The sequence below is a fragment of the Aurantimonas aggregata genome, assembly GCF_010500835.1.
GTDB lineage: Bacteria > Pseudomonadota > Alphaproteobacteria > Rhizobiales > Rhizobiaceae > Aurantimonas > Aurantimonas aggregata.
In genome coordinates this window covers 14204-29155 of record NZ_JAAAMJ010000031.1, presented here as the reverse complement: position 1 = coordinate 29155, position 14952 = coordinate 14204, and the positions used below count along the sequence as shown (strand labels likewise).

General features: G+C 65.7%; 16 protein-coding genes. 10 read left to right on the top strand and 6 right to left on the bottom strand.

The features are described from left to right. On the top strand, nucleotides 1–201 hold a 201-nt coding region (locus GTW51_RS23685), incomplete at its 5' end, for a hypothetical protein (protein WP_203566235.1). 778 nt (nucleotides 202–979) lie between these two features. Here the strand turns inward: GTW51_RS23685 and GTW51_RS21390 are convergent. Then, entirely contained in the window at nucleotides 980–1927 is a 948-nt protein-coding gene (locus GTW51_RS21390) for a LysR substrate-binding domain-containing protein (protein WP_163046066.1), read from the bottom strand. Nucleotides 1928–2048: 121 nt separating this feature from the next. Here GTW51_RS21390 and GTW51_RS21385 point away from each other — a divergent pair, with 121 nt between their 5' ends. The 9 genes from GTW51_RS21385 to GTW51_RS21345 all read left to right on the top strand — a co-directional run bounded on the left by GTW51_RS21385 (nucleotide 2049) and on the right by GTW51_RS21345 (nucleotide 10309). Beyond that, complete coding sequence (locus GTW51_RS21385) at nucleotides 2049–3095, top strand: ABC transporter substrate-binding protein (RefSeq protein ID WP_163046065.1); 1047 nt, start codon at nucleotides 2049–2051, stop codon at nucleotides 3093–3095. A 73-nt stretch (nucleotides 3096–3168) separates the two neighbouring features. After that, nucleotides 3169–4209, top strand: coding sequence for an ABC transporter ATP-binding protein (locus tag GTW51_RS21380; RefSeq protein ID WP_163046074.1), 1041 nt, complete (start codon nucleotides 3169–3171; stop codon nucleotides 4207–4209). Continuing rightward, nucleotides 4206–5108 (top strand): ABC transporter permease, encoded by a 903-nt coding sequence (locus GTW51_RS21375; protein WP_163046064.1) that lies wholly within the window; start codon nucleotides 4206–4208, stop codon nucleotides 5106–5108. Before GTW51_RS21380 ends, GTW51_RS21375 begins: the two co-directional genes overlap by 4 nt. Beyond that, nucleotides 5105–5905 carry an ABC transporter permease gene (locus GTW51_RS21370; RefSeq protein WP_163046063.1) on the top strand — a complete coding sequence of 267 codons (801 nt, stop codon included), beginning with the start codon at nucleotides 5105–5107 and terminating at the stop codon, nucleotides 5903–5905. The genes GTW51_RS21375 and GTW51_RS21370 overlap by 4 nt, the downstream gene beginning before the upstream one ends. A 16-nt stretch (nucleotides 5906–5921) precedes the next feature. Then, complete coding sequence (locus GTW51_RS21365) at nucleotides 5922–7040, top strand: NAD(P)/FAD-dependent oxidoreductase (protein WP_163046062.1); 1119 nt, start codon at nucleotides 5922–5924, stop codon at nucleotides 7038–7040. After that, entirely contained in the window at nucleotides 7021–7323 is a 303-nt protein-coding gene (locus tag GTW51_RS21360; RefSeq protein WP_163046061.1) for a (2Fe-2S)-binding protein, read from the top strand. The genes GTW51_RS21365 and GTW51_RS21360 overlap by 20 nt, the downstream gene beginning before the upstream one ends. Further along, complete coding sequence (locus GTW51_RS21355; protein ID WP_163046060.1) at nucleotides 7320–8756, top strand: FAD/NAD(P)-dependent oxidoreductase; 1437 nt, start codon at nucleotides 7320–7322, stop codon at nucleotides 8754–8756. The genes GTW51_RS21360 and GTW51_RS21355 overlap by 4 nt, the downstream gene beginning before the upstream one ends. Nucleotides 8757–8761: 5 nt before the next feature. After that, nucleotides 8762–9883 carry an NAD(P)/FAD-dependent oxidoreductase gene (locus tag GTW51_RS21350; protein WP_163046059.1) on the top strand — a complete coding sequence of 374 codons (1122 nt, stop codon included), beginning with the start codon at nucleotides 8762–8764 and terminating at the stop codon, nucleotides 9881–9883. An 81-nt stretch (nucleotides 9884–9964) separates the two neighbouring features. Next, nucleotides 9965–10309, top strand: a complete 345-nt coding sequence (locus tag GTW51_RS21345; RefSeq protein ID WP_163046058.1) for a RidA family protein — start codon at nucleotides 9965–9967, stop codon at nucleotides 10307–10309. Between the two features lie 259 nt (nucleotides 10310–10568). Here GTW51_RS21345 and GTW51_RS21340 read toward each other — a convergent pair whose 3' ends face one another. Genes GTW51_RS21340 through GTW51_RS21320 form a run of 5 tightly spaced genes read right to left on the bottom strand, consistent with a single transcriptional unit; the run spans nucleotide 10569 to nucleotide 14910 of the window. Further along, nucleotides 10569–11039: a RidA family protein gene (locus GTW51_RS21340; protein WP_163046057.1), complete on the bottom strand. Its 471-nt coding sequence runs from the start codon at nucleotides 11037–11039 to the stop codon at nucleotides 10569–10571. Further along, nucleotides 11036–12049: an ABC transporter ATP-binding protein gene (locus GTW51_RS21335; RefSeq protein WP_163046056.1), complete on the bottom strand. Its 1014-nt coding sequence runs from the start codon at nucleotides 12047–12049 to the stop codon at nucleotides 11036–11038. The genes GTW51_RS21340 and GTW51_RS21335 overlap by 4 nt, the downstream gene beginning before the upstream one ends. After that, nucleotides 12046–13101, bottom strand: a complete 1056-nt coding sequence (locus tag GTW51_RS21330; protein WP_425483302.1) for an ABC transporter ATP-binding protein — start codon at nucleotides 13099–13101, stop codon at nucleotides 12046–12048. The genes GTW51_RS21335 and GTW51_RS21330 overlap by 4 nt, the downstream gene beginning before the upstream one ends. A gap of 1 nt (nucleotide 13102) precedes the next feature. After that, on the bottom strand, nucleotides 13103–13969 hold the full coding sequence (locus tag GTW51_RS21325; protein ID WP_203566234.1) for an ABC transporter permease: 867 nt from the start codon (nucleotides 13967–13969) through the stop codon (nucleotides 13103–13105). Further along, nucleotides 13969–14910, bottom strand: a complete 942-nt coding sequence (locus tag GTW51_RS21320) for an ABC transporter permease (protein ID WP_163046055.1) — start codon at nucleotides 14908–14910, stop codon at nucleotides 13969–13971. Before GTW51_RS21320 ends, GTW51_RS21325 begins: the two co-directional genes overlap by 1 nt. Nucleotides 14911–14952 lie beyond the last annotated feature (42 nt).

Sequence of the window (14952 nt, the reverse complement as noted above, 5' to 3'; positions counted from 1 at the left end):
GGTCCGTTGAAATCGGAACGAAGCGGGATCGCTGAAGCCATGGCAAACCTCCGTTTGCCTCCATCGATTCAGACTTCGCCCGCCTTGGGAACCCCTACAGAGTCAGCTATCGCGCACGTTGGTATTAATCCTGCGATCCATGCGCATCGCCCTGCCGCGGGCGCTTTCGGCCGCTTCGTCGCCGCGCGAGACGGCGAATAGCGGTTTCTCCGACGACGGGAAGCTGCCGCTTGCAGGGGGCAGGGCGTCACTGACCGAAAGAAATAATTTCTGCTTCGACACCGTCGGTCGGGCAAATGAGGCTGGGCTCGGTGTATCGGCTCGCGTATCTAGCGGTGTATCGACGGTCGGCGCGCTGAGAAATCAGATCGCCAGAAGAAAAGGGTTTTGGCGTTATTTGGCGGAGTGTCCCCCCCTCTCCGCCAATTTCGAACCCCCGTTCTTCCGGCATTCTGCCTCCCAGCCCGCCCAGCCAAGGGTGGCAAAGTGGTACGTGTATCGGGTGGTGTACAGCGTGGTGTATCGTTGGGCGAAGGCGAGGACGGCTCGACCAGGCGCTCTTCGTCTCGCTGCCCGGCTGGCGGCATCGCGTCGAAACACCGAGACATCAGCACCGTGCGTTTTCGTCGCGATCTGTTCCTCTAGCTGATCGGCGACCATCCGGTCGACACCTACAACGCCGCCGTCCTCCAGGCCTACATCCATCTCCTCTGGCCCGCGGAGGAAAGGACCGCAGAGGCGACGGGACGGGCTGTGGAAATGATCTCGGGCGTTGAATGCCCGGCTCGGAAGCGTGCGCTTTGAGACTGCCGTGCCGCTCCGGACGTAGAGCCGATTCCATCGACAAGAGGACCTCGGATGGATCGTCGTCTCGTCGCCGGAAGGCAAACCCGCCCCGGCATTTCAAGGAATTACCACTGGTTGTGCCGGCAAGAACATCGTCGTTCGGACCCGTGCACGATGCTGAGCAGATAGGCGATCAAACGTCGGAAAGAAGCACAGACCGGTCACCGGGTCCCTGACGAGAATTGAGCATGCCCAGGGTCCGTGAGAACGATCCCGAAAACTCGTCCGCGAAATCCTGGGCGAGCGACGAGACGGGCGAAAAGTTCGGCACGATCATCGACCATTCGAACTTGATTGAAGGACGGAAGGGGCGGACCTGAAGGTTGCGCCAGGGCAAATGCGACGCCGTGAACGGGTCGACGATCGCGCAGCCGAAGCCTGCGTCCACCATCCCGCAAATGATCATCGTCAGCGGACTTTCCGTGCGGATCCGGGGCACGCAATCGTGGGTGACCATGACGGCGTCGAACTTGCGGCGGGCCGAGGAGGCTGCCGCGAGCGCGACGATGTCCTGCCCGTGCAGGTCCTCCGGCCCGATCGCGTCCTGCGCCAGCAGAGGGTGGCCGCGCGAGGCAATGAAGACGGCGTCCATCGATGGAAGTTCGTAAGTGGTGATCGCAGAATGCGGGATGCGTTCGTGGACGATACCGAGGTCGCAGCGCCCCGTCGTTACCCAGTCCAGAACGGAGGGCGAGGTCATTCCATAGAGCGTGATGTCGACGGCCGGGCGCGCGGAGACGAAATTCGCCGTCACCATCGGCAGGAAGCTGGTGGCGAGCGCCGGCAATGCCGCGACCCGGAGTTCGCCGCCCCGGCGTTCGAGTATGTCCTTGGCGGCTTTTTCGATGCGCTCCAGTCCTACGAAGGAGCGCTCGACTTCGCGGTACAACGTGACGCCGTCTGCCGTCGGCAGGAGCTTGCCACCCTTTCGCTCAAAGAGCTTCAGACCGAGCTGATACTCCAGATCAGCTATCAAACGACTGATCGCCGGTTGGGTGATGTTGAGAAAATTCGCGGCTTCGGTCGCGGAGCCGCTCAAAATGACGGCACGGAAGGCTTCGAGCTGCCTACTTTTCAACATGTGTGGGCATCGGGTGATCGCTATAACATTTGCACATCAACTTGCCATAAAAACGCATTTGACGAATGATGGCAACTCTCGAATGGTTACAGGGTGATTGGTTTTTGGACAGGAGTTATCGATGAGCATCAAGCCGCCTATTTCCCTTCTGGTATCTGCCGCCTTCGTATCCTGGGCCGGTGCCGCGCCCGCTCTGGCTCAGGACAACGTCCTGTACGTCGCTGCCTATGGCGGCTCTTACGAGCAGTTGATGCGCGAGCAGGTCTTCCCGGACTTCGAGAAGGAGCATGGGGTGCGCATCGAGTACACCGCCGGTAACTCCACCGATACGCTGGCGCGTCTCGTCGCCACCCAGTCCAGCCCGCAGATCGACGTCGCGATCATGGATGACGGGCCGGCCTACCAGGCGATCGCCCTCGGCCTCTGCTCGGACATCGAGCCTGCTCCTGTCTATGACGAACTCTACGACATGGCCAAGATCAGCGGCGACCAGGCGGTCGGCCTCGGCGCCGTAGCGACGGGCCTGATGTACAATACGCAGTATTTCGAGGAGCAGGGCTGGGACGCGCCGACGTCCTGGGCGGATCTCAAGGATCCCAAATATGCCGGCAAGCTGGTCGTCCCGCCGCTCTCCAACACCTACGGTCTGCATGCTCTCGTGATGGCGGCGGAGCTTGGCGGCGGTGACGAGCGCAACATCGATCCCGGCTTCGAGGCCTTCGTCAACGAGATCGACCCGAACGTGCTCGCCTACGAGGCGTCCCCCGGCCAGATGACCGCGCTCTTCCAGAGCAACCAGGCCGTTCTCGGCGTGTGGGGCTCGGCGCGCATCAATTCGCTCGCCAATACCGGGTTCCCGGTCAAGATGGTCTATCCGAAGGAAGGCGCGGTCTCGCTCGGCATCGTTGGCTGCCCGATCGCCGGCCGCGACAATCCGCTGGCGCAGGAGCTCCTCCAGTATCTCCTGTCGCCGGAAGTGCAGGAGCGGGTGGCGCGCGGCTACGGCTACGGCCCGGTCAACAAGAATGCGTCGCTGACCGAGGAGGAGGCGGAGGGCATTCCCTATGGCCCCGCGCAGGTCGGCGAACTCCGCGTGATCGACTGGGACTATGTCAATCCGATCCGCGAAGAGTGGAACACCCGCTGGACCCGCGAAGTCGAAGGCTGATCGACGGCGCAAGCCTTCCAGTCGTCCCGCCCGGTTCCGGGCGGGACGCATCCACTCGAACGGTTGCATGAACATGAGCTTCCTGAAGATCGTCGGCCTCACCAAGGCGTATGACAAACTCATCGCGGTGGACGGCATATCGCTGGACATCGAACGGGGCGAATTCGTCTCGCTGCTCGGCCCGTCCGGTTGCGGCAAGACGACGACGCTTCAGATGATCGCCGGGTTCGTCGACGTGACGTCGGGCCATATTCTTCTGGACGGTGGCGATCTGGCGCATGTGACACCTGCCAAGCGGGGCCTTGGCATCGTCTTCCAGAGTTACGCGCTCTTCCCGCACATGACGGTCGCGCAGAATGTCGGCTTCGGGCTGGAAATGCGTAAGGTCAGCCGGGCCGAGCGCGACCGGCGGATCGCTGCCGTGCTCGAACTCGTTGGCCTCCAGACGATGGCGGATCGCTATCCCCGCCGCATGTCGGGCGGACAGCAGCAGCGCGTCGCACTTGCCCGCGCGCTCGTCATCGAGCCCAATCTCCTGCTCCTCGACGAACCGCTGTCCAACCTCGACGCCAAGCTGCGCGAGGAGATGCAGGGCGAATTGCGCGACATTCAGGAGCGCACGGGTCTCACGACGATCCTCGTGACGCACGACCAGTCCGAGGCGATGGCGCTGTCGGATCGCGTCGTGGTCATGAACAACGGGGCGATCGAACAGGTCGGCCCGCCGGAAGCGGCCTACCAGACGCCGGCGTCGCATTTCGTCGCCGGCTTCCTCGGCCGCACCAATACGCTGGAGGGCCAGAGCGATGGCCGGGCAGTCAGCGTGCTAGGCCAGCGTTGGACGATGGCTGCTGCCAGCGAACAAGGTCCGGTTCTCGTGGCGGTCCGCCCGGAGCGCGTGACGTTCGGCGACGCGGGCCTGAAAGGCGTCGTCAAGAAGCGTGTCTTCCAGGGGAGCCAATGGTTCTTCGACGTGGACAGCGAGGCGGGACAGATCTTCGTCCTTGCACCGAACGGCAGCGGCGCTCTCCCGAAGGTGCAGGAGACGGTTCACCTCGCCTGGACCGTCGACGACATGCGGGTGCTGCCGCGGGACGAGGCTCGCGCAGGATGAGCACCGTGGCAACAGACACAGCGTCGCCGGCACCGGCCCGGCATGGCCGCGCCTCGTGGGTGCCGTATGTTCTTAACCTTCCGGCGCTGCTGGTGGTGGGCACGCTCATCCTTGTGCCGCTGGGAATGACGTTCATCCTGTCGCTGCACTCCTTCGGGATGTACACGGGCGTCTCCAGCGACATCTCGCTCGCCAACTATGCCGAGATCGTCCGGGATCCGTATTTCCACGAGATCTTCCTGCGCACGTTCAGGATCTCGCTCTTCACCACCCTGCTCGCCGCCGCGCTCGGGGCGCCGGAAGCCTATATCCTGCATCGGATGAAGGGCTCCTGGCGCTCGATCTTCCTTCTGGTGATGCTCGGGCCGTTGCTGATCTCGGTCGTCGCCCGGACGTTGGGCTGGGCGATGCTTCTCGGCTCCACCGGCGTGATCAACCAGACCCTCCTGGGGCTGGGCATCCTCACGACGCCGATCCAGTTCATGTACACCGAGACCGGCGTCGTCATCGCGCTTGCCCACGTCCTGATGCCCTTCATGGTGATCTCCGTCTGGGCAGCGCTGCAGCGGCTGGACCCTCAGGTCGAGAATGCGGCGATCTCGCTCGGGGCTTCGCCCTTCACGGTGGTGCGGCGGGTCATCCTGCCGCAGATCATGCCCGGCATCCTGACCGGATCGATCATCGTCTTCGCACTGGCGGCCTCGGCCTTCGCGACACCGGCGATCATCGGCGGCCGCCGACTGAAAGTGGCGGCGACGCTCGCCTATGACGAGTTCCTGTCGACGCTGAACTGGCCGCTCGGGGCGGCGATTGCGGTGCTCCTCCTCGTCGCCAACATCGTCATCATCCTCGGCTGCAACAGGCTGGTCGAGCGTCGCTACGCGCAGGTGTTCGAATGAACCGCAACGGTCCCCTCGCACTGGCGTTCCACGCCTTCGTGGTGCTGTTCACCGTCGCGCCGATTCTGATCGTCTGCGTCGTCGCCTTCACCCCGAACGGCTATCTCTCGCTGCCGACGAATGGCCTGTCGCTGCGCTGGTTCTACGCGATCGCCGATCGTCCGGAATTCTTCGCGTCGTTTCGCACCAGCCTCTGGCTGGCGGCCGTCTCGTCGACGCTGGCGGTGGTGCTCGCCGTCCCGGCGGCCCTTGCCCTCGGGCGGATGCAGTTCGCCGGTCGCGGTGCGCTGCTGAGCCTTTTCCAGTCGCCGCTGATGATCCCGCACATCGTTCTGGGCATCGCGCTGCTGCGCTTCTTCAGCGAGGCGGGGCTCGGGATATCCGGCTGGACGCTGGTGGCAGGCCATCTCATCGTCGTCTTTCCTTTTGCCCTGCGGCTGATCCTGACGACGTCGATCGGACTCGACCGGCAGATCGAGCATGCCGCCGTCTCGCTGGGTGCCTCGCGCTGGACGACCTTCCGGCGCGTGACGCTGCCGCTGATCCTGCCCGGCGTCGTCTCCGGCTGGATCCTCTCCTTCATCCAGAGTTTCGACGAGGTGACGATGAGCATCTTCATCTCGACGCCGCACACCACCACGCTGCCGGTCCGCCTGTTTCTCTACATTCAGGACAACATCGATCCTCTCGTCGCTTCGGTCTCGGCGATCCTGATCGTCATGACCGTGATCCTGATGGTCGTGCTCGACCGTCTCTTCGGAATGGAACGACTGCTGGTCGGCCCTGGCCGCAGCTAAGCTCGGACGCATACAGATGAAACATGATTACGACTTCGCCGTCCTCGGCGGGGGGCTGGTCGGCTCTGCCATCGGCTACGGCCTCGTCAAGCGCGGCCTGAAGGTTCTGATGCTCGATGAGGGCGACGTCGCCAAGCGCGCTTCGCGCGGCAATTTCGCGCTGGTCTGGGTCCAGAGCAAGGGCCTCGGCATGCCCCGCTATGCGACCTGGACGCGTGGGTCTTCAGACGAGTGGGGGGCTTTCGCCGCGGAACTGGAGGGCCATGCCGGCTTCTCGCTCGCCTACCGGCGGCCGGGCGGATACCATCTCTGCCTCTCGGAGGACGAACTCGAGCGCCGGGCGGCCAACATCAACCGCCTGCACAACCAGTCCGACGCCGAGCCCTACCGCATCGACGTGCTGGACGGCGACGAGGTTCGCCGCCACCTGCCGGAGGTGGGACCGGACGTCGTGGGCGGAACCTATTGTGCGCTCGACGGCGACGTGAACTCGCTGAAGCTGTTCCGCGCGCTGCATGCCGGCTTCGCGGCACTCGGCGGAACCTACCGGCCAGGCGCGCTGGTGGACGAAATCGTCCCCGGCAGCGACGGCTATGCGCTGAAGACCGCCGAGGGCACGTTCAGCGCCGATCGCATCGTGCTGGCAGCCGGGCTCGACAATCTCCGGCTCGGAAAGATGGTCGGACTGGACGTGCCGGTGCGGCCGCTGCGCGGGCAGGTTCTCGTCACCGAAAAGACCGAACCCTTCCTCGACGTGCCGCTCTCCACCGTCCGCCAGACGGACGAGGGCGGCGTGATGATCGGCGATAGCCAGGAGGAGGCGGACGACTACACCGTCATGCGCCCCGGCATCAACGCGGTGATGGCGGACCGGGCGGTCCGCATGTTTCCGCGCCTCGGCCGGCTCAACGTGGTGCGGACGTGGTCTGCCCTGCGCGTCTACAGCCGTGACGGCTTTCCAATCTACGAACAGTCGCCCACCCATCCGGGGGCCTTCGTCGCCTCCTGCCATTCGGGCGTGACCCTTGCCGCCGTGCACGCGCAACTGCTCGCGAAGCACTTTGCCGAAGGCGTCCTTCCCCAGGATTTCGACGCATTTTCCACGAGACGGTTCCATGTTCCAGCGGCTTCCTGACCTCGACCGGACGACGGTCTCATTCATGCTCGATGGCCGCCCGGTCGATGGGCGGGCGGGCGACACGGTCGCGGCGGCCCTACTGGCGGTCGGCGTCGAGATATGCCGCAGCAGTGCGGTCGGCGGCGAGCCCCGTGCGCCCTACTGCATGATGGGCGTGTGTTTCGAATGCCTGGTCACCATCGACGGCATCGGCAACCAGCAGGGATGCCTCGTCGCCCTGCGCCCTGGAATGACGGTCGAGACGCAGATCGGCCGCGGCAAGAGGGAACTCGCCCGATGACACCGATCGCGCATGTCGACCAGCTCGCGAAAACCTACGACCTCGTCGTGATCGGGGCGGGGCCCGCCGGCATGGCCGCGGCGACCCTTGCAGCCGGCGGCGGCGCGTCGGTGCTGCTGGTGGACGAGAACCCCGCCCCAGGCGGCCAGATCTACCGCGGCATCGGCGCAACGCCGCTCAAGCGGCGTGCTTTGCTGGGCGAGGATTACTGGAAGGGCGAAGAGCTGACGAACGCCTTCGCGGCGAGCGGGGCATCGTACTTTCCCGGCGCGACGGTCTGGCAGCTCGCTCCCGATCTCGAACTGGGAATCTCTTCCGGCGGACGGACGGCGATGATCCGCGCGGCGCAAGTCGTCATGGCGACGGGTGCACTGGAGCGGCCGTTTCCGATCAAGGGCTGGACGCTGCCCGGCGTCATGACGGCGGGCGCGGCGCAGATACTCCTGAAGACATCCGGCGTCACCGTGGACGGCAAGGTGGTGCTGGCCGGCAGCGGCCCGCTGCTCTGGCTGATCGCGGCCCAGTATCTGGAGAGCGGCAAGCACTTCGACGCCATCCTCGACACGACGCCGAGGGCGAACTGGACGGCGGCGATTGGGCAACTGCCCCGTTTCCTGGCCTCGCCCTATCTCGCGAAGGGCCTGAAGCTGATGGCGAAGGTGCGCCGCCGGGCGCCCGTCATCTCCGGCGTGACGGCGCTGGAGGCGCAAGGGGAGGGCCATCTAGCCCGCGTGCGCTATACGAGACGCGGCAAGGTCCATGAGATCGAAGCCGATCATCTCCTCCTGCACCAGGGCGTGGTGCCGAACATCAACATGACGAGCGCCAGCGGCTGCGAGCTGGAATACGACCCGCTTCAGCTCACCTGGAAGCCGAAGCTGGACGAATGGGGCCGTACCAGCGTCGCGGGCATCACGATCGCAGGCGACGGTGCCGACATCGCCGGGGCGGAAGCCGCGGCGGAGCGGGGCCGGATCGCGGGCCTGGCGGCATTGGCGGCATTGCAGCGCATTTCACCGGAGGAGCGCGATCGCCGCGCCGCCCCCGTCCGCGCGGTTCTCTCACGCTATGATCGCGGACGCGCCTTCCTGGATCGGCTCTATCAGCCGGCGCAGCAGTTCCGCGTCGCCGGCGACGACACGCTGGCGTGTCGCTGCGAGGAGGTGACGGGTGGCCAGATCCGCAACGCGGTGAAGACGCTCAACATCACCGGGCCCAACCAGCTCAAGTCCTTCCTGCGCTGCGGCATGGGGCCTTGCCAGGGGCGGCTTTGCGGGCTGACCGTCTCCGAGACGATCGCGGAGGCGCGGGGCACGTCGGTGGAAGCGGTCGGCTATTATCGCCTGCGCGCGCCGGTCAAGCCGATCACGCTTGCCGAACTCGCCACGCTCGACATGAGCGAGACCGAGATCAAGACGGTCGCGCGAGGCTGAGGCGGATGCCGGGCAGCGACGTCCTGATCGTCGGCGGCGGCCTGCACGGCTGCTCGGCGGCCCTGCACCTTGCAATGCGGGGCGCCTCGGTGACGCTCGTCGAGAAGGACTATCCCGGCCGCCATGCCTCCGGCGTCAATGCCGGCGGGGTGCGTAGCCTCGGCCGGCATCTCGCCGAGGTGCCGCTTTCGCTCGCCTCGATGGAGCTCTGGCACCGGATCGAGGATCTGGTCGACGACGATTGCGGTTTCGAGAGCCACGGCCAGGTCAAGCTTGCGGAGAGCGAAGCCGATCTGGAGAAATGCCGAGCGCGCGCCGAGGAACTGCGCCGGGCCGGCTTCGACCATGAAGAGGTGATCGGCGAGGACGAGCTGCGGGACCTGGTGCCCGCCGCCGCGCCGCATGTCGTGGGCGGCCTGGTGTCGCGCGGCGATGGCGCGGCGCTGCCGTTTCGCACGGTGCAGGCCTTCCGGAACAAGGCCGAGCGGCTCGGCGCGCAGTTCGTCGAAGGGGTCGCCGTCGACAGGATCAGGCGGCGCGGGCGGATCTTCGTCGCGGAGCTGTCGGACGGCCGGGAGTTCATGGCGCCGGTCCTGGTCAATGCCGCCGGGGCATGGGCCGGGCGGATCGCGAAGATGTTCGGCGAAGTCGTGCCGCTGGAGGTCGTCGCGCCGATGCTGATGATCACCGAGCGGCGTCCGCCGTTCCTGCGCCCCGTCGTCGGGGCCACGTCGCGCACCCTGTCCTTCAAGCAGTTCGAGAACGGCACCGTCCTCATCGGCGGCGGCTATCTCGGCAAGGCCGAGCCCGACAGCAACCGCACGATCGTCGACTACGCCAAGCTCGGCGAGAATGCCCGCACCGTCCGCGACCTCTTCCCGGTCATGCACGACGCGCGGATCGTGCGTGCCTGGGCGGGTATCGAGGCGCGCATGGCCGACGGCATCCCGGTAATCGGGCCGAGTGCCACCGAGGACGGGCTGTTCCATTCCTTCGGCTATTCACTGCACGGCTTTCAGCTCGGCCCGATCTGCGGATCGATCGTCGCCGAACTGGTCTCGACCGGCCACACGAACCTGCCGATCGCACCCTTCTCCATCGGGCGCTTCGCCAGCCACGCCGCCTAGGCACCGCCCCGACCTTTTCGCCGCGCCGCCTCGAACAGAGGCGGCGCAATTTCCCCGCTCCACAACAACCGGAGTCTTCCCATGATTAACCGAATCCTCAAGACGCCGATCATGCATCGCATGGTCGAGCATAACGGCGTCATCTATGTCGGCGGCCTCGTCGCCGACGACCGTTCGCAGTCGATGGGCGGTCAGACCGCGCAGATCTGCGAAAAGCTCGAGAAGCTGCTCGTCGAGGCCGGCTCGGACAAGACCAAGCTTCTCTCGGCGATGCTCTACATCACCGACATGAGCCAGAAGGGCGAGATGAACGAAGCCTGGACGAACTGGCTCGCGGCAGACGATCTGCCGACCCGTGCCACGATCGGCATCGCCGATCTCGGCGAGAACGTGCTGATCGAAGTGGTCGTCACCGCGGCCCGTTAGGCCCGAGCTTCGACTTGATGCTCTTGCCTCAGGGTGAGATCGGCGACCTGCGAGGGGCCAACAGGGCCCCTCGCAGGTCGTTGGGGGCAGTGCATGTCGCCACGAACGAACGGTCCTTGAAGCGGATGATCCACCAAAAGTCGCAAGCTGGATGGCTACCACTGTCCGCGTATTCCAGCCGGCTGGCAGCTTTCGGCCCCGTTCGCTCCCAAGGCTGGACGCAGAAACTGGTGCCATTTTCCTCTGAGCACGAAAGGATCTATCGGCGACCTTGTTCGACTTTAACGATCGCCTCGATTTCCACCGTGATCTGCCCCGGAAGCGAGCCGAAGCCGACGGCGGAGCGGGCGTGGCGTCCGTTTTCCCCGAATACCGCGACCATAAGGTCGGAGCACCCATTGATGACCTTCGGATGGTCGGAGAAGAGCGGGTCTGCATTGACCATGCCCAGCAGCTTGACCACCCGCTCGACGCGGCCGAGCTCGCCGAGCGCATGCTTCATCACCGCGAGGAGATTGAGCCCCGTCAGCTGCGCGTGCTCGTAGGCTTCCTCGACCGAGACGCCGGCGCCGACCTTTCCGGTCGCCATCTGGCCGTCGTGGTTGCGCGGCCCTTGCCCGGACAGGAAGAGAAGCGAGCCTTCTTCGACATGGGTGACGAAATTCGCGATCGGGGCGGGCACCGGCGGCAGCGTGAGGCCGAGTTCGGCGAGCTTCTCTTCGGGCGTCATGGCGTTTCCTTCATGAGGTTCCTGGCCGGCGACCAGGCCGGCAGTTCGCGGTGCCTGATGCAGGCGACGACGTGGTTGGAGCCCACTTCCTCAATCGGCGGGACGACGGCCGCGCAGGCCTCGATCGCGTCGGGGCAGCGGGTTCGGAAGACGCATCCAGAGGGCGGCGAGATCGGACTCGGTATGTCACCCTTGAGGACGATGCGCTCGCGGCGGCGTTCGGGGTCGGGCAGCGGCGAGCTCGACAGCAGCGCCCGCGTATAGGGGTGGCGCGGGTTGCCGTAGATGTCTTCGGCCCGGCCGCTTTCCATGACGCGGCCAAGATAGAGGACGACGACGTCGTCGCAGAGATACTCGACGACGGTGAGGTCGTGCGAGATGAAGACGGTGGTGAGCCCCAGCTCGTTCTGGAGCGACTGGAGGAGATTGAGGATCTGCGCCTGGACGGAGACGTCGAGCGCCGAGATCGGCTCGTCGGCGACGATCAGGTCGGGCTGCACCGCCAGCGCCCGGGCGATGCCGATGCGCTGACGCTGGCCGCCGGAGAACTCGTGCGGGAAGCGGCGGTCGTGGTCCCGGTCGAGCCCGACGCGTTCGAGCAGGTCGCCGATCATCTGCCGCCTGGCGGCGCCCTTGGCGATCCTGTGGGTGTCGATCGCCTCGCCGATGATGTCGGCGACCTTCATCTTCGGGTTCAGGCTCGAATAGGGGTCCTGGAAGATGAACTGAAGGCGCTTGCGAAGTGCGCGCAGACGCTTGCCCGAAGCCTTGAAGAGATCTTCGCCCTCGAAGATCGCTTCGCCCTCCGTCGGCTCGACGAGACGCATGATGCAGCGCCCGATCGTCGTCTTGCCCGAGCCGGATTCGCCGACGATCCCCGTCGTCCTGCCGCGCCGGACATCGAAGGAGACATCGGAAACGGCCTGGACCACGCTCTTCCCAACCTGGAACTTCTTGACGAGGTTGCGCACCGACAGGAGCGTCTCGTTCGTGCTGTCGGCCTCGATCATACGTCTTCGTGCCTCCAGCAGCGGGTGGAATGCAGCGCTTCGACCCCGATCAGCGGCGGGTTTTTTTCCCGGCACTTCGCCACCACCAGCGGACAGCGATCGGCATAGGCGCAGCCGCCCGGCAGGTTCGTCACGCTGGGAACGGAGCCGGGGATCGGGCTGAGGAGACGCCGGCCTCCCGCGGCGTCCCGGTCGCGCGCGGGATCAGGGATGCAGGCGATCAGCCCCTTAGTGTACGGGTGACGCGGGGCTTTGAAGAGAGCCCTGACCGGTGCCTGCTCGACCACCTTGCCGGCATACATGACGGCGACGTCGTCGGCGATTTCCGCCACCACACCAAGATTGTGGGTGATGAACAGGATGCTCATGCCCATCTCCTTCTGCAGCCGGCGCAGGAGCTCGAGGATTTGCGCCTGGATCGTGACGTCGAGGGCGGTGGTCGGTTCGTCGGCGATCAGCAGGAACGGGTTGCAGGCGAGCGCCAGTGCGATCATCACCCGCTGGCGCATGCCGCCGGACATGGAGTGGGGATAGTCGTCGAGGCGCCGTTCCGGCGAGGCGATTTCGACCAGTTCGAGCATGCGGCGGGCGCGGGCGCGGGCGTCGGCGCGCGAGATGGTCTCGTGCAGGCGGATCATCTCGATGATCTGGTCGCCGACCGTGTAGAGCGGATTGAGGCTCGTCATCGGCTCCTGGAAGATCATCGCGATCTCCTGGCCGCGAATCCTGCGCATCACGCGGTTCTTCGCCCGAGCCAGATCGACGACGGTGCCGTCCCGCCGCGTGAACGCCATCGTCCCGTCGACGATCGTCGCCGACGGGGCGAGCAGCCGCATGATCGACAGGCTGGTCACCGACTTGCCGGAGCCGGACTCGCCGACCACGGCCAATGTCTTGCCCTGGCGCACCGTCAGGTCCACGTCGTCCACCGCCTTGGCGATGGTCGACCCGATTCGGAAATGCGTCCTGAGGCCGGTCACCTTCAGCGTGACCGCGTCGGACGACGCCGACGCCAGTCCCGTCGTCGCCGGGTCAGCGTGCATCTGCGGCATCTCAGAGATCCTTGCGCAGGCGGGGGTCGAGAAGATCGCGCAGGCCATCCCCGACGAGCTGGAGCGACATCACCGACAGGATGATGGCAAGGCCGGGGAAGACCGTCATCCAGTCGGCCTGGCCGACATATTGGCGGCCCGCCGCGATCATCGTGCCCCAGGTCGGAATGTCCGGGCTGACGCCGACGCCGAGGAAGGTCAGGCTCGCCTCCGCCAGGATCGCGTAGGCGAAGATGAAGGTCGCCTGGACCATGATGACGGACAGGAGGTTGCGCAGGATGTGGCGATAGAGGATGCGCCAGGTCGGCACCCCGAGCGCACGGGCGGCCTCGACATAGGGCAGCTCGCGGATGACGAAGGTGGAGGCGCGCACGATGCGGGCGAGGCGCGGCGTGTAGACGATGCCAAGGGCGACGATGACCGTGGCGGCCGAGGGGCCGAGGGCGGCGACGAGCGCGATGGCGAGCAGGATGTCGGGGAAAGCCATCATCGCGTCGATGATCCGGGCGATGACCACGTCGGTGCGGCGGAAGAAACCCGCTGCGAGCCCGAGCGCGATGCCGATCACCGAGGCGAAGACCGTCGCCGCCGCGCCGATCATCAGCGACGTCCGTCCGGCATAGATCGCGCGGGTGAAGACGTCACGGCCCAGTTCGTCGGTGCCGAAGAAATGGTCGGCGCCGGGCGCGATCAGACGGTTGGCGATCGACAGCTTGGTGGGGTCGTAGGGCGCAAAGAGCGGGGCGAACACGCACAGGATGACGATGACCAGGAGGAGCGTCACGCCGAGGGCGAGCGGCTTTCGCTCGCGCAGGGTCTTCGCCACGGCAAGGGTCCTGTTGGGTCTTGCCACGGTGGAAACGGCCATCAGAACCGCACCCGCGGGTCGATCACCAGATACAGCATGTCGATGGCGAAATTGATCAGGACGTAGAGCGCCGCGACGACGAGGAGCGCTCCCTGGATCACCGGATAGTCGCGGCGCATGACCGCCGACACGACGAGATTGCCGACGCCGGGAAGGCCGAACACCGTTTCGGTGACGATCGCGCCGGAGATCAGCAGGGCCGCGGTGATGCCGATGACCGTGAGGATCGGGATCAGTGCGTTCTTGAAGGCGTGCTTGAGGACCACCGGCGTCTCGGCCATGCCCTTCGAGCGCGCCGTCCTTATGTAATCGTCGTCGAGGACATCCAGCATCGAGGCGCGGGTGAACCGCAGGATCAGCGCCGAGCTGACGACGCCCAGCGTGATGGCGGGCAGGATCAGGTGATGCAGCCGTTCCAGCAGGGTGGTGTCCGGACCGCCATAGCCGGCCACCGGGAACCAGCCCAGACGGACGGCAAAGACCTGGATCAGGATGAGCGCCAGCCAGAAGCTCGGCACGCTGGCGGCGAACATCGCGAGGGTCGTCGAAGCCTGGTCGAACAGGCTGCCGCGATAGTAGGCGGACAGGATGCCGATGGGCAGGGCGATACCTGTAGCGATGAGGATCGAGAACAGAGTGAGGAAGAAGGTCGGCTCGGCGCGTTGGCCGAGGGCGGTGAGCACCGGCATGTTGAGGAAGATGGAATCGCCGAGATTTCCGGTCAGGATCTGTCCGAGATAGACGCCGAACTGGACGAGGAGCGGCTGGTTGAGACCGAGCCGGTCGCGCAGCGCCGAGATGTCCGCGGGGGTGGCGTCCGGTCCCAGCATGACGGCTGCCGGGTCGCCGGGGGCGATGCGCACGATGACGAATACGATGGTCGCCACCACGAACAGGACGACGACCATGCCGGTGAATCGTTTGAGCACGTAGCTGGCCATCGCGCATTCCGGTGAATCGGGAAAGGTCTGACGGGCGCCGGG

Coding starts and splice junctions, on each gene's coding strand:
- GTW51_RS21360 (WP_163046061.1), top strand. CDS start 7,021: ATGTTCCAGCGGCTTCCTGACCTCGACCGGACGACGGTCTCATTCATG.
- GTW51_RS21355 (WP_163046060.1), top strand. CDS start 7,320: ATGACACCGATCGCGCATGTCGACCAGCTCGCGAAAACCTACGACCTC.
- GTW51_RS21370 (WP_163046063.1), top strand. CDS start 5,105: ATGAACCGCAACGGTCCCCTCGCACTGGCGTTCCACGCCTTCGTGGTG.
- GTW51_RS21390 (WP_163046066.1), bottom strand. CDS start 1,927: ATGTTGAAAAGTAGGCAGCTCGAAGCCTTCCGTGCCGTCATTTTGAGC.
- GTW51_RS21330 (WP_425483302.1), bottom strand. CDS start 13,101: ATGCCGCAGATGCACGCTGACCCGGCGACGACGGGACTGGCGTCGGCG.
- GTW51_RS21335 (WP_163046056.1), bottom strand. CDS start 12,049: ATGATCGAGGCCGACAGCACGAACGAGACGCTCCTGTCGGTGCGCAAC.
- GTW51_RS21350 (WP_163046059.1), top strand. CDS start 8,762: ATGCCGGGCAGCGACGTCCTGATCGTCGGCGGCGGCCTGCACGGCTGC.
- GTW51_RS21325 (WP_203566234.1), bottom strand. CDS start 13,969: ATGGCCGTTTCCACCGTGGCAAGACCCAACAGGACCCTTGCCGTGGCG.
- GTW51_RS21340 (WP_163046057.1), bottom strand. CDS start 11,039: ATGACGCCCGAAGAGAAGCTCGCCGAACTCGGCCTCACGCTGCCGCCG.
- GTW51_RS21345 (WP_163046058.1), top strand. CDS start 9,965: ATGATTAACCGAATCCTCAAGACGCCGATCATGCATCGCATGGTCGAG.
- GTW51_RS21385 (WP_163046065.1), top strand. CDS start 2,049: ATGAGCATCAAGCCGCCTATTTCCCTTCTGGTATCTGCCGCCTTCGTA.
- GTW51_RS21380 (WP_163046074.1), top strand. CDS start 3,169: ATGAGCTTCCTGAAGATCGTCGGCCTCACCAAGGCGTATGACAAACTC.
- GTW51_RS21320 (WP_163046055.1), bottom strand. CDS start 14,910: ATGGCCAGCTACGTGCTCAAACGATTCACCGGCATGGTCGTCGTCCTG.
- GTW51_RS21365 (WP_163046062.1), top strand. CDS start 5,922: ATGAAACATGATTACGACTTCGCCGTCCTCGGCGGGGGGCTGGTCGGC.
- GTW51_RS21375 (WP_163046064.1), top strand. CDS start 4,206: ATGAGCACCGTGGCAACAGACACAGCGTCGCCGGCACCGGCCCGGCAT.